The organism is Rhizobium sp. M1 (assembly GCF_002531805.1).
Taxonomy (GTDB): domain Bacteria; phylum Pseudomonadota; class Alphaproteobacteria; order Rhizobiales; family Rhizobiaceae; genus Rhizobium; species Rhizobium etli_C.
Map to the genome: position 1 here is coordinate 17,523 of NZ_NWSW01000002.1, position 13,432 is coordinate 30,954.

Annotated in this window: 12 protein-coding genes; 5 read left to right on the plus strand and 7 right to left on the minus strand. The window is 63.1% G+C overall.

Going from position 1 to position 13,432, the window contains the following annotated elements; genetic code table 11:
* Window positions 1–19: 19 nt before the first annotated feature.
* Window positions 20–913, minus strand: coding sequence for a DUF937 domain-containing protein (locus tag CO655_RS02235; RefSeq protein ID WP_097663659.1), 894 nt, complete (start codon window positions 911–913; stop codon window positions 20–22).
* 158 nt (window positions 914–1,071) lie between these two features.
* On the opposite strand from CO655_RS02235, the gene CO655_RS02240 reads away from it, so the two are divergent.
* Window positions 1,072–1,947 carry an arginase family protein gene (locus tag CO655_RS02240; protein WP_097605556.1) on the plus strand — a complete coding sequence of 292 codons (876 nt, stop codon included), beginning with the start codon at window positions 1,072–1,074 and terminating at the stop codon, window positions 1,945–1,947.
* Window positions 1,948–1,951: 4 nt separating this feature from the next.
* Here the strand turns inward: CO655_RS02240 and CO655_RS02245 are convergent, their stop codons facing one another.
* The 5 genes from CO655_RS02245 to CO655_RS02265 form a co-directional block, all read right to left on the minus strand.
* Window positions 1,952–3,325 (minus strand): glutamate--cysteine ligase, encoded by a 1,374-nt coding sequence (locus CO655_RS02245; protein WP_097605555.1) that lies wholly within the window; start codon window positions 3,323–3,325, stop codon window positions 1,952–1,954.
* A gap of 147 nt (window positions 3,326–3,472) precedes the next feature.
* The gene (locus CO655_RS02250) at window positions 3,473–4,210 is read right to left on the minus strand and encodes a 16S rRNA (uracil(1498)-N(3))-methyltransferase (RefSeq protein WP_097605554.1); all 738 of its coding nucleotides are present in this window, start codon (window positions 4,208–4,210) and stop codon (window positions 3,473–3,475) included.
* A gap of 120 nt (window positions 4,211–4,330) precedes the next feature.
* Window positions 4,331–5,830, minus strand: coding sequence for an inorganic phosphate transporter (locus tag CO655_RS02255; protein WP_097605553.1), 1,500 nt, complete (start codon window positions 5,828–5,830; stop codon window positions 4,331–4,333).
* A 174-nt stretch (window positions 5,831–6,004) separates the two neighbouring features.
* Window positions 6,005–6,535, minus strand: coding sequence for an NUDIX hydrolase (locus tag CO655_RS02260; RefSeq protein ID WP_097605552.1), 531 nt, complete (start codon window positions 6,533–6,535; stop codon window positions 6,005–6,007).
* Window positions 6,536–6,910: 375 nt separating this feature from the next.
* Entirely contained in the window at window positions 6,911–7,807 is an 897-nt protein-coding gene (locus CO655_RS02265; RefSeq protein ID WP_097605551.1) for a LysR family transcriptional regulator, read from the minus strand.
* A 160-nt stretch (window positions 7,808–7,967) separates the two neighbouring features.
* On the opposite strand from CO655_RS02265, the gene CO655_RS02270 reads away from it, so the two are divergent.
* The 4 genes from CO655_RS02270 (at window position 7,968) to CO655_RS02285 (ending at window position 12,660) form a co-directional block, all read left to right on the plus strand.
* On the plus strand, window positions 7,968–9,407 hold the full coding sequence (locus CO655_RS02270) for an FAD-linked oxidase C-terminal domain-containing protein (protein WP_097605550.1): 1,440 nt from the start codon (window positions 7,968–7,970) through the stop codon (window positions 9,405–9,407).
* A complete protein-coding gene (locus CO655_RS02275; protein WP_097605549.1) occupies window positions 9,404–10,603 on the plus strand; it encodes an FAD-binding protein in 1,200 nt (399 codons plus the stop codon). The genes CO655_RS02270 and CO655_RS02275 overlap by 4 nt, the downstream gene beginning before the upstream one ends.
* Window positions 10,604–10,862: 259 nt before the next feature.
* The gene (glcF, locus tag CO655_RS02280) at window positions 10,863–12,173 is read left to right on the plus strand and encodes a glycolate oxidase subunit GlcF (RefSeq protein WP_097663660.1); all 1,311 of its coding nucleotides are present in this window, start codon (window positions 10,863–10,865) and stop codon (window positions 12,171–12,173) included.
* Between the two features lie 46 nt (window positions 12,174–12,219).
* Window positions 12,220–12,660 (plus strand): hypothetical protein, encoded by a 441-nt coding sequence (locus CO655_RS02285; RefSeq protein ID WP_097663661.1) that lies wholly within the window; start codon window positions 12,220–12,222, stop codon window positions 12,658–12,660.
* Between the two features lie 27 nt (window positions 12,661–12,687).
* On the opposite strand, the gene CO655_RS02290 is transcribed toward CO655_RS02285, so the two are convergent.
* Entirely contained in the window at window positions 12,688–13,362 is a 675-nt protein-coding gene (locus CO655_RS02290) for an outer membrane beta-barrel protein (RefSeq protein WP_097663851.1), read from the minus strand.
* Between the last annotated feature and the right edge of the window lie 70 nt (window positions 13,363–13,432).

Consider the following 13,432-nt stretch of genomic DNA (forward strand, 5'->3'; position numbering starts at 1 on the left):
AAGCCATCGCCGGGTTTTTTTATGCCTTGGTTTCGGGGGGCTTCGGCCGATAGGTTTCGAAAATCGCTTCCAGGTTCCTCTGGTAACTCTTCTGCACCTCAAGCCCGCTGTCGAACATGGCGTTCAGCATGTCGGTATAGCTCTCGGCAGCGGCCTTCGCCTCTTCCTTCGGCGCCTCCGGCGTCTTGGCCGCTGGTTGTTTGCCCGCCGGTTGTTTAGCTGGCGCTTGTTTGGCCGGCGGCTGCTGGCCGAGCCCGGTCATCATTTCCTGAAAGGCCTTGGCGAAGGGATTGTCGAGGAAAGGGTTCGGCTGAGGCGCCGGTTCCTGTTTCGGCATCGAGAACATCAGCTGCATCGCTTGCGTGAAGGGATTGTCGAAGATGTTGGGTTCCGGGGCCTTCGGTTTCGGCGCAAAGCCGGTGCTCTCGAGCCATTTCTGAATGGTCTCGCCCATCGCCGTGTTGACGAAGGGGTTGACCGGCGAGGCCATCTGGCCGGTCGTCTGCTTGAAGAGCCCGCCCATCAGCGTATCGGCCAAAACCGGCAGCATCTGCTTGTAGATATCCTGGCCGATGCCGGTCATCTGCGCCGCCTGGGCGGCGACCGCCCGCGAAACCTCTTTCGAGCCGAAGAGCTGGGCAAGGATGTTGTTGCCGTCGGAAATGCCCTCCGGCGTGAAGGCCCGGTTCATATCCTCGAAATAGCGCGCGTAATTGCCGGAGGCGACGGCCTGCATCAGCCCGACGAAATCGTAAGGATTGCTGGTGCTGCGCTTCAGGCCGGCGGAAAAGGCCGGCATCAGCGCCGCCATCGCCTTGGTCGCCTGTTCCTGCGCCAGGTTGAACTGCCGCGCGACCGCTTCCATCGCCGCACCGTTCTGTGCCTGCATCATCATGTCGAAGAGTGGCAGCATGGAGGTCCCTTTCCCCGAGTCGTGACGCGTGTAACGCCAATATATCCGGAAAAGGTAATGTGCAAACGGCTTTTTGCTATAAGAACTTAGGGAGGAATTTCGCGAGAGCATGCGGCCGAGGCCTCAGCGGCAGGTCGTGGAGGGACATGGAGCAAGACATGAGCGGCAAGACCTTACGGCTGCACTTTCCCCAATGGCAGGGTGGAAATATCGAAGCCTATCACTTCGGCTCGCAATTGCTGGCCATGCTGGCACCTTCCGCCAGCGGCCCGATTGCCACGGTCGAGGTTGCCGAACCCGATGGCGGCGCGCTTCCTCTGGAGAACGGCATCGTTGCGCGCAGCACGCTGTTGCGGCAGATCGATTCTGCCGAGCAAATCCTGAAGAGGCACGCGCCTGATAAGGTCGTGGTGCTCGGCGGCGATTGCCTGGTCGATCTCGCCCCGTTTGCCTATCTCAACCAACGCTATGGGGGCGATCTGGCCGTTCTCTGGGTGGACGCCCATCCCGACGTTGTCACGCCCGAGCACGCCGCGCATGCCCATGCGATGGTGCTTGGAAATCTCATGGGCGAGGGTGATCCCGATTTTGCCGACAGGGTGGGCCGGCCGATCAAGCCTCAAAATGTCATGTATGCCGGCCTCTACGACATGTCGCCGGTGGAATGGCAGATCGTCCAGAGGCTCGGGCTTCGCATGGCAACGCCGTCTCAACTGGCCGAAGACAGCGAACCCGTGCTCGATTGGCTGCGATCAACTGGCGCCAGGCACGTCGCAATCCATTTCGACCTTGATGTCATAGACCCGTCGCAGTTTCGCTCGCTCAACTTCACCATGCCCAATATCGCTCCGGACGCTTTTTCAGGGGTGGCGCGCGGACGAATGACGATCCCGCACGTCATCCGCCTGCTGAACGATGTCGCCGCTCAGGTCGAGGTCGTGGGGCTGGGGATCACCGAACATCTGCCCTGGGACGCGCTGATCATCAGGGATATGCTGCGACAGCTTCCGCTGCTCGGAGACGGTCGAAAATAGCGACTCAGTACTGATAGTCCTCGAAGACCGGTTCGACGGAGCCGTTCCAGCGGCCGTGATAGAGCGACAGCAGATCCTCGGCGAGCGTCGCCTTCTTGGCGAGCACCTCGTCGAGCGGCGCCAGGAAGATGCTTTCGTCCTGGCCTTCGCGGTTAAGCTTGCCGCGCGTCTTGAGGCCGGTTCTCGATATGCCGACCACCTCGCGCGCCACGTCGAGCAGCGCATGCCCGCGAAACTGAGCCTTCAGCCCTTCGGCGGGGACGGCGTCGCGCAGGGCAGCGATCTCGGCAAAGCTCCAATCCTTGGTCAGTTCGTCGGCAGCCTGAAGGGCCGCATCATCGTAGAGCAGGCCGACCCAGAAGGCCGGCAAGGCACAGATGCGCCGCCACGGGCCGCCGTCGGCGCCGCGCATTTCGAGGAAACGCTTCAGCCTGACGTCGGGAAAGAGCGTCGAAAGATGGTTCGTCCAGTCGCCCATCGTCGGCGCCGGGTCGGCGACCTCGCCCTTCAGCGCGCCGTTCATGAACTGGCGGAAGGTGACATGGGTGCAATCGTGATAGCGGCCGTCGCGGACGATGAAATACATCGGCACGTCGAGCGCCCACTCGGCATAGTCGCGGAAGCCGAAATCGTCGCGGAAGGTGAAATCGAGCAGGCCCGAGCGCCGGTTGTCGGTATCGCGCCAGATATCGCCGCGCCAGGAGAGCAGCCCGTTCGGCTTGCCCTCGGTGAAGGGCGAGGATGCAAAGAGCGCGGTCGCCAAGGATTGCAGCTTCATCGAGACGCGCATCTTCTGGCGCATATCGGCTTCCGAGGAGAAATCGAGGTTCACCTGGATCGTGCAGGTGCGGTACATCATGTCGAGACCCTTGCTGCCGACTTTCGGCATGTAGCGGGTCATGATCTCGTAGCGCGATTTCGGCATTTGCGGCGTTTGCGCATAGGTCCATTTCGGGCTGCCGCCGATGCCGAGGAAGCGGATGCCCATCGGTTCGGCGATTTCGCGCAGCGTCGCCAGGTGCTGGTTCGATTCCCTGCAGGTTTCGTGGAGCGTCTCCAGCGGCGCGCCGGAGAGTTCGAACTGGCCGCCGGGCTCGATCGAGATGGCGCCCATGCCGCTCTGTTCGGCCAGGCCAATGATGTTGCCGCCGTCCATGATCGGCTCCCAGCCGCTCTTTTCCTGCAGGCCGGTGAGCAGGGCCGAAATGCTGGCATCGCCGAAATAGGGAACCGGGCTGTTGTCGGCGCGGAAGAAGGCGAATTTCTCGTGTTCGGTGCCGATCCGGAAGCGCTCCCGCGGCTTGTTGCCCGCGGCGATGTAATCGGTCAGATCCTGGACCGAAGAGAGCGGCGTCTGGTCGGTAGTGTCGCGGGCCATGCGGGGTACCTGTATTGAAAAAGGCGCCCAGGGGGCCGGGCAGCTGGAAGGGTGATTAGGACCCAAGCCACGTATGTTGCAAGTGAAATTCTTTCAACGGTGCATCAAAAAAATAGCAGCAATTTCCATGTCCACCCGTTTTCGCCGTCAGGCCCAGTCGCCGATCGCCGCCTGCACCACGGCGAGCGCCGCAACCGCTGCCGTATCGGCCCGCAGGATGCGTGGTCCGAGCGGAATGGCGGTGACGAAATCGAGGCTTCGAAGCCGGCCCCGTTCCTCTTCCGAAAAGCCGCCTTCCGGCCCGACGAGCAGCGCGAGATGCTTTTCCCGGATCGCCGACAGCACCGGCAGCGGGTTCTGCCCGGCCTCGCCCTCGTCGCAATAGATGATGCGGCGCTCCTTCGGCCAACGGTCGAGCAGGTCGGAGAGCTTCACTGGTTCGGCCACCTCGGGAATGCCGAGAACGCCGCATTGCTCGGCCGCCTCGACGACATTGGCGCGCAGCTTGTCGAGATTGGTGATCTTGCCCTGCACGTGCTGGGTCATAACAGGCTGCAGCAGGCCGGCGCCCATTTCGACCGCCTTCTGCACCAGATAATCCATGCGACCGACCTTGAGCGGCGCAAAGAGATAATGCAGGTCGCAAGGTGCCGGCTGCGGCCGCGTCTCTTCGATTGCCATCAGTTGAATGCGTTTGCGCGTGGGGAAGGAGAGGCTCGCCTTCCATTCGCCGTCGCGGCCGTTGAAGAGCAGGATTTCCGCCCCGTCCTCCATCCTCAGCACATTGGCGAGATAGTTGAACTGATCGGCATTCGCCTCGAGGGCGGCGCCGGCAGAAAGCGGCGCGTCGACGAAAAGCCGTTGCATGCGAAAATTGGCGCGCATTCGAAAAACTCAGGGTCTCGAAGCATGTCTCGCAAAAGTGTGCAGCGATTTTGCGTTAAAGACATGCGGAAAACAAAGACCTAAAGCGCGGCACGCGAATCTGAAAGATCGCGACGCGCTTTAGACGAAGAGCGCGAACATAGCCCAATAAATCACGGCGGCAAGCGCTGCCGAGACCGGCACGGTGACGATCCAGGCGGCGACGATCGTCATGAAATGCGAGCGGCGCACGAGATAGCGCCGGCGTTGCTCATGGATGTTCGGCTCCTCCGGCTCGTCGATATCGAAGCTCTCGGCCTTGCGCCGGATATAAGCGATGCGGCGCTTCGAATGGCGCGTATACCATTCGCGGAAGAAGCCGACGCCGAAGACGGCGCCGACGGCGATATGCGTGGTGCTGACCGGCAGGCCGAGCCAGGAGGCGACGATGACGGTGAACGCGGTCGACAGCGCGACGCAATAGGCCCGCATTGGATTGAGCTTGGTGATCTCCTCGCCGACCAGCCGGATCAGCCGCGGCCCGAACAGCAGCAGGCCGACGGAGATGCCGAAGGCGCCGATCAGCATCACCCAGAGCGGCGGATGCCCGACGCCGTCGACGCCGCCGATGCCGACCGAATGGACGATCGCCGAAAGCGGCCCGATAGCGTTCGAAACGTCGTTTGCGCCATGCGCGAAGGAAAGCAGCGCCGCCGAGCCGATCAGCGGCAGCCGGAACAGCACCCGCAGCGAGCTGTTGCGATTTTCGAGATCCCGCGCCTGGGCGAGGACGAGCGGCCGGGCGGCAAGCCAGCTGACCAGCCCGATGCCGATGCCGATCAGGATGACGGTGAAGGACGGAAACCGGCCGGGCGGCGACAGCTGCAGCACCATATAGGCCATGAAGCCGCCGGCCATCACCGCGACCAGCACCGGCACCCAGCGCTGAGCCGCCGCGATCTTGTCGTCGCGATAGATGATGAGGGTCTTGACGAGGTAGAGCAGGCCGGCCGCGATTAGCCCGCCGATCAGCGGCGAGGTGATCCAGCTCGAGGTGATCTCCAGCATGACCCGCCAGTTCACCGGCTCCGTCCCGACGGCCGAGATGCCGGCGCCGATCACGGCGCCGACGATCGCATGGGTGGTGGAAACCGGCGCGTTCATCCAGGTGGCGAGGTTGATCCAGAGGGCCGCCGCCATCAGCGCCGCCATCATGATCCAGCCAAGTATCGCCTGCGGCACCTGCACGGCGTCGACGATGTTGGAGGAAATCGTCTTGACGACCTCGCCGCCGGCGATCGTGGCGCCGAGGACCTCGAAAATCGCGGCGATGATGAGTGCCTGGCCCATCGTCATGGCGCGCGCACCGACGGCGGCACCGACATTGTTGGTCACGTCGTTGGCGCCGATATTCATCGCCATGTAGCCGGCAAGGGCCGCCGCCGCCACGACGAGCATCGCTCCCGGGCGGTCGAACACATAGACACCGGCAAAGATCATCGTCAGGCCGACGAAGATCAGTCCGAGGCCAGGCGCCACCAGCCGCCGCAAGACGTGCTTTGCCGCATCCTCGGCATGGGTGATCTTGTCGAGGTCCTTGTCGAGCGTGCGTTTGGTGAGGACGGCGGGGCGTGGCGGCATGCGTGTTTCCAGGGACAAAGCTGCGTCTGGGCTGCTTTCCTAGAGCATGATGCCGAAAAGTGTGAGCGATTTTCGGACGACATCATGCTCTAACTCTTTAATGTAGAACAGGATTCATATTTTAGGCCGACCGGCCTAAATTCATCCTGTTCTAGCAGCGCAAGATGGCAGGATTCATTCCGCCGGAATTTGTTTCGCCGCTGGAGCCTGCTTTGCCGCTTTGGGCGAGAGCCTGTCGGTCATCTTCCGCTTGAAGGCGAGGAAAAGGCCGCGCAGCTCCGGCTCGCGCACGCGCGCGGCCGCTTCGTCGAGCGAGACCCATTCGATGCGGCGCTCGCCTTTTTCCTTGAAGTTCTTCGCCATGTTGGCGGCTTCGAGCGCATAGACCTGCACCTTGCAGACCACTTGCACCCCGTCGCGCAGCACCTTCGAATAGGTGTAGGCGCCGAGCGTCTCCGTTTCGGCGACGCCGCGGACACCGGCTTCCTCGAAGGCTTCTTGCGCGGCGACCTCATGAGCGCTTTTTCCGCTCATCGGCCAGCCCTTGGGGATGACCCAGCGGCCGGTGTCGCGGCTCGTCATCAAGAGCACCTCGACCTCACCGCTCTTCTTTTTCACCCGGTAACAGATCGCACCATATTGCTGTCGCGGCGGCCGCCGAAACATCAGTTGCACATCGGATGCCAATCGGGCGAGTAGAGTCAATTGTCGGGTCACCTTTGCAGTGGTTGTTAGGAATCACTCATATACATGTATCACGGAAAGCTTACGCAATCCAAAAGCTGCAGGACGATCCGAAACGCGATTCGATCGCTGTTCATAGGGGAAATCGAGCTGGGGCAGGCTCAGAAATCCGTCACGTCCTGTCTCGAATGCGTCACGTTGCACAGGTGTACAATATGGCTTCGTCCCGACTCCTAATCAATGGCGGGATCAATTGTTCCACTAGGATTTTTGCAAATGTGGTAACTATGCCTCTCAATGCCGTCCGTGCCTTTCAGGCCGTCATCGCAGCAAAGCCGCCGAAGAGCTGAACGTGGTCTCGTGCGTGGGCATGGTGGCGATTGCCGTGCTGAAGTGTCAGCGCTCCCAATAGGGAACCGGCCCGTAAAGTTCGGTGAGATAGTCGATGAACAGCCGCACTTTGGCCGGCAGGAACTGCCGGCTGGGATAGACGGCCGACAGCGTGACATTGTGCGAGCCCTCATAGGCCGGCAGCACCTGCACCAGACGGCCGGCTTTGAGTTCTTCGCCGATATCCCAGGTGGAGCGCAGCGCGATCCCGAGGCCTGATATGACGGCCTCGCGGATCACTTCGCTGGAATTGGTGACCAGCATGCCTTCCGGCCGCAGGCTGAGCGCCCCATTCGGCCCGTTCAGCCGCCAGCTGTCGCCATTGTGTGCCGGCAGGCAGCGATGGTGTTTCAAATCGTCGATGTCACGCGGCGCGCCATGTGCCGAGAGATAATCCGGCGAGGCGCAGAGCAGCCGGCGCACCGGCGCCAGCCGCCGGGCGACGAGGCTGGAATCGGTGAGTTCCGCGATACGGATCGCCAGATCGAAGCCGTCGCCGACAATGTCGCTGAATTCGTCGGTCAGCACCAGGTTGATCGCCAGCTCCGGATGCGCCTGCATGAAGGCTTTCAGGTGCGGCGCGATATGCATGCGGCCGAAGGAGGTCGGCGCCGAGATCTTCAGCGTCCCGTGCATCTGCGCCGCGCGGCCGGAAATATAAAATTCCGCCTCTTCCAGCCCGGCAAGGATGCCGAGAACGCGGTCGTAGAAACCCTGGCCGGCTTCCGTCAGCGAGATCTGCCGCGTCGTGCGCTGTAAAAGCCGGGTGCCGAGCCGGTCCTCCAGCCGCTTGATCCGCTTGGAAACGACGGCGGGGGAAAAGCCGAGCATGCGCCCGGCAAGCGACATGCTTCCCGTCGAAACGACCTTGGCAAAGATTTCGAGATCGCCCAGATTGGTCATAAGCTTTTTTTGACTTTTTCCCCTTTTGGCATAAGTGCTTAGCATTTGCGCGCCTATTGGGAAAGTGCTAAGCCGATCTCACGGCGGCAGGCAAGATCCGACACCCGTTCCCGCCGTCGTCCTCCCGTCGTCATCTTTCCGGGAGGCCAGGGAGAAGGCCATGTCCGACGCCATTCCGTTTCTTGCGCCCCGCGCCGATGTCCTGGCCCGGCGCTCTCAGATCGTCGCCGATCTCACCGATCTGTTGGCCCCGGAATGCCTGGTTCATGAGGCGCGCGAACTGGTTCCCTTCGAGACCGATGCCTTCGTATCCTATCGCCGCCTGCCGCTCGCCGTCGCCCTGCCGCGCACCACCGCCGAGGTTGCGGCCGTCATGCGTTATTGCCACCGCTATGGCGTCCCCGTCGTGCCGCGCGGCGCCGGCACCTCGCTTTCCGGCGGCGCCATTCCGCAGGAGGATGCCGTCGTGCTCGGCCTGTCGAAGATGAACCGCATCCTCGAGATCGATCTGCCGAACCGCGTCGCCGTGGTGCAGGCGGGCGTGACCAATCTTAATATTTCCGACGCTGTCGCAGCCGACGGGTTTTTCTATGCGCCCGATCCGAGTTCGCAGCTTGCTTGCACCATCGGCGGCAATATCGGCATGAATTCCGGCGGCGCCCACTGTCTGAAATACGGGGTCACCACCAACAATCTGCTCGGCGTCAGGATGGTGCTGGTCGACGGCACGGTGATCGAGCTCGGCGGCAAGGCGCTGGATGCGCCCGGTTATGATCTGCTCGGTCTCGTCTGCGGCCATGAAGGCCAGCTCGGCATCGTCACCGAGGCGACCGTGCGGCTGATCGCCAAGCCCGAAGGCGCGCGCCCGGTGCTCTTCGGCTTCGAGAGTTCGGAAGAGGCCGGCGCCTGTGTCGCTGATGTCATTGCCGCCGGCATCATCCCCGTTGCGATCGAATTCATGGACAAGCCGGCGATCGAGATCTGCGAGGCCTTCGCCCATGCCGGCTATCCCCTCGATGTCGGCGCGCTGCTGATCGTCGAGGTCGAGGGATCGGAGGCGGAGATGGACGCCATGCTGAAGGACGTGGTCGACATCGCCCGCAGGCACGGCGTCAAGACCGTGCGCGAATGCCAGTCGGCCACCGAAGCGGCGTTGATCTGGAAAGGCCGCAAATCCGCCTTCGGCGCCACCGGCCGCATCGCCGATTATATCTGCATGGACGGCACCGTGCCGCTCAGCCAGCTGTCGCACGTCTTGAAGAAGACCGCCGAGATCGTCGATCATTACGGCCTGCGTGTCGCCAATGTCTTCCATGCCGGTGATGGCAACATGCATCCGCTGATCCTCTTCAACGCCAACGATCCGCAGGATGCCGCCCGTGCCGAAGCCGCCGGCAACGATATCCTCAGGCTCTGCGTCGATGCCGGCGGCTGCCTGACCGGCGAGCATGGTGTCGGCATCGAAAAGCGTGACCTGATGCGGCACCAGTATTCGGAGGCCGATCTCGCCCAGCAGATGGCGGTGCGCGCTGCCTTCGATCCGGGCTGGCTGCTCAACCCGTCGAAGGTCTTTCCGCTGGAAGGACGCCCCGCCGCATGATCGATCTGATGCCGACGAGCGAGGAACAGGCGGCGGCGATCGTCCGCGCACATCGGGAGATGAACCGGCCACTCGCGATCTGCGGCGGCGATACGCGCTCGGGTTTCGGCAATGCCGTTGCAGCCGAAGACCGGCTGCGATCGACCAGGCTTTCCGGCATCATCGCCTACAATCCCGGCGAGATGGTCATGACAGCCCGTTCGGGTACGCCGCTTGCCGAGGTCGAGGCGGCGCTGTCCGAAAATAGCCAGATGCTTGCCTTCGAGCCGATGGATCATCGCCCCGTTATGGTCAGGTCTGGCGAGCCGACCATCGGCGGCGTCTTTGCCGCCAATGTCTCTGGCCCGCGCCGCCTCATTGCGGGCGCTGCCCGCGACAGTTTGCTCGGCGTGCGCTTCGTCAACGGCAGCGGCGAGATCATCAAGGCCGGCGGTCGGGTGATGAAGAATGTCACCGGCCTCGATCTCGTCAAGCTGATCGCCGGTTCGCACGGCACGCTGGGTTTTCTGACCGAAGTCACCTTCCGCGTGCCGCCGCGCCCGAAGACGGAACGCACGGTGGTTCTCTCGGGCCTCAACGATGCCGAAGCGGCCAGCGCCATGGCGACGGCGATGGCGCTGCCGGTCGAAGTCTCGGGTGCGGCCCATCTGCCTTTGACGGTGACGTGGAAATTCCTCGCCGGCAAACTGCCCGAGGGCGAGGCCACAGTTCTGCGCATCGAGGGCTTGGCTGGCTCTGTCGACGTGCGCGTCGAAAAACTTGCGGCGGCAATGTCCGCCTTCGCCACGGTCACGCAGCTGGATGGGAGGGAAAGCCAGAGGCTTTGGCGGGAAATCCGCGATGTGCTGCCTTATGCCGACGGCACGGCGCGGCCGGTCTGGCGCGTCTCGGTCGCCCCCGGCACCGGCCATCAGCTCGTCGCAGCGCTCCGTCTCGAAGCCGGCGTCGATGCCTTTTATGATTGGCAAGGCGGCCTCGTCTGGATGCGCATGGAGGCGGAGCCGGAGGCTGAGATGGTCCGCCGCTTCATCAAGGTGCTGGGCGGCGGCCATGCTACACTGATCCGCGCCTCCGCTGCGGCAAGGGCGGCGACCGCCGCCTTTCATCCGGAGCCCGAGGCGGTGGCGATGCTGTCGCGGCGGGTGAAGGAGAAGTTCGATCCGGCGGGGATATTGAATCCGGGGAAAATGGGGTGAGCAGATGCTTGTTGCCGACTGTCCACGCTCGATGGATTGCACAAGGGTGCCTCTTGCTCCCCCTTCGCCCCAGCGGGGAGAAGGTGGCCCGAAGGGTCAGATGAGGGGGCCACACGGCATGCAGTCTGTCGTCTTCTCGCTTTTGTCCCGGGTGCGGCCCCCTCATCCGCCCTTCGGGCACCCACCCGGGTCGAGCCACGGGTCTCGACCCGTCCTTCGGACCCCCGCTGGGGCGAAGGGGGCACCGGAGGCCGCGTAAATGCAAACCAACTTCACCCCCGCCCAGCTCCTCGACCCCCATGTCGCCGAATCCGAGCAGATCCTGCGCAAATGCGTCCATTGCGGCTTCTGTACCGCCACCTGTCCCACCTATGTGACGCTCGGCAACGAGCTCGACAGTCCGCGCGGCCGCATCTATCTGATCAAGGACATGCTGGAAAACGGCCGGCCCGCCGATGCCGAGGTCGTCACACATATCGACCGCTGTCTCTCCTGCCTTGCCTGCGTCACCACCTGTCCCTCGGGTGTCGACTATATGCATCTGGTCGATCACGCCCGCGCCCATATCGAAAAGACCTACAGGCGCCCGCTGATGAACCGGCTGACGCGCGCCCTCCTGGCGGCCGTGCTGCCCTATCCCGGCCGTTTCCGCCTGGCGCTCCGTCTCGCCCGTCTTGGCCGCCCCTTCGCCGGCCTGATGCGCGGGGCGGCACTCAAACCCTTTGCCGCCATGCTGGCGCTGGCGCCGCGGCGCCTGCCGGCCGCGTCGGACTTTGCAAAACCCGGCAGCTACCCGCCCGAGGCGGAGCGGCGTGGCCGAGTGGCGATCCTTTCCGGCTGCGCCCAGCCGGTGCTTGATCCCGGCATCAACGCGGCGGCGATCCGGCTCCTGACGCGGCTCGGTATCGAGGTCGTGGCGCCGGAAGGCGAGGTCTGCTGCGGCTCGCTGGTTCACCACATGGGCCGCGCCGAACAGGCGCTCGAAAGTGCGCGGATCAACGTCGACATATGGACGCGCGAAATCGAGACGCAGGGGCTCGATGCGATCATCATCACCGCTTCGGGCTGCGGCACGACGATCAAGGATTACGGCCACATGCTGCGCCTCGACCCCGCCTATGCGGCAAAGGCGGCCAGGGTCTCGGCACTGGCAAAAGATATCACCGAATATCTGGCGACCCTCGAGCTGCCGGCCCATATGCCGAGGGGCATTACGGTTGCCTATCATTCCGCCTGTTCGATGCAGCACGGCCAGCGCATCACCCTTGCGCCGAAATCCTTGCTGAAAGCGGCGGGCTTTGCAGTGCGCGATCCGGCCGAAGGTCATCTCTGCTGCGGCTCGGCCGGCACCTACAACATCATGCAGCCGGAGATCTCGGCGGCGCTGAAGGCACGCAAGGTCAGGAATATCGAAGCGACCAAGGCCGATATCATCGCCACCGGCAATATAGGCTGCATCACCCAGATCGCCACCGGCACCGCTATTCCGATCCTGCATACGGTCGAGTTGCTCGATTGGGCCTATGGCGGCGTTATGCCGGAAAAATTAACAGGTTTGCCATTAGGCTGAAGAGAATGCAGCCGGCCCATTCGGGCCGCTCTCGGGAGGTCGGGCGATGTGGCGGGGAATGATTATACTTGCGGGACTGCTCGCGGGGGCAGGCGCGGCCCATGCCGACAGCCGCTTATTCTGTTCCGCCGATGACGCGCAAGCGCGTTTTACCCTCGAAAGCGGTTTCGCGAGCGATGCCGGCCACAGGCTCAACCATTTCCGCGGCGCGCTTATTGTCAAGGATTCCGCGCAAGCGCCGGCCTTCGCAAAACGCGTGTTCGAATCGCAGCATCTGAGCAACCACTGGGCGCGCGATGGCGAGCTGCTCCTGGAAGTCTTTGATGGCGGCGGTGACGATACCGAAGGGGCAACGCTCGATCTGGTGGTGGTCGCCGGCGTGCGCGGCAAGCCTTCGGCAAATTTCAGCGGCACCTATTCCCTGACGATAGAGGGCGGCAGCAAACCTTACGCCGCCGAGGGCAGGGTCAGCTGCGGCACGAAATAGCGAGCGCCGCAGCCGAAATTCAATTCATTACCAGTGGAACGAGACGCCGACATTGACGGCGTTCGTGAAGATGTTGGTCTTCAGCCGGTCGCCGCTGTCGATCGGAACGTCGACGCGCGAATAGGTGCCCTTGTATTCGACGAAGGTCGACCAGCGCTCGGTCACCTTGAAGTCGACGCCGGCCTGGGCCTGCAGCGTCACGCCGCCGAATTCATAAGCCCAGGTCTTGCCTTCGGGGCGAATCACTTCGACATGCGGAATGTTCACGCCGATACCGGCGCCGAGATAGGGCGTCCAGCGGCGAGCCGGATCCTGGAAGCGATAGAGACCGTTCACAGTGAGCAGGTTCAGGCCGTCGGTGAATTCGAAATGCGACCAGCCGGCCTTGGCGAGCGTGTCGTCGTCGGCATAGACCTTGTCATGGGTGAAGTCGAGCGAGACACCCCAGTTCGGCTTGTTGAAATCCTCGAGCCACCAGGTGACGCGAGCGCCGTAATAGGGCGGCGCGCCGAAGGACTTGCCCTCCCAGCCAGCGGTGAAACTCGTGCCGTCGGAGACGTCGACGCCGCTGTGCGGCGCCGTCTGGTAGCCGCCGTAAATGGAAAATTCCAGGTCTTCCGCCGAGGCGGAGGCTGCCGAACAGATGGTGAAAAGCGCGATGCCCGCAAGCAGGGAAGCGGAGGAACGCAGCGCATATGTCATTGAATAGCCCCGATATTGCAAATATGTCGACTCTTAGGCACCAGTGCCAGCTTTCCGCCATAAAGTCTAA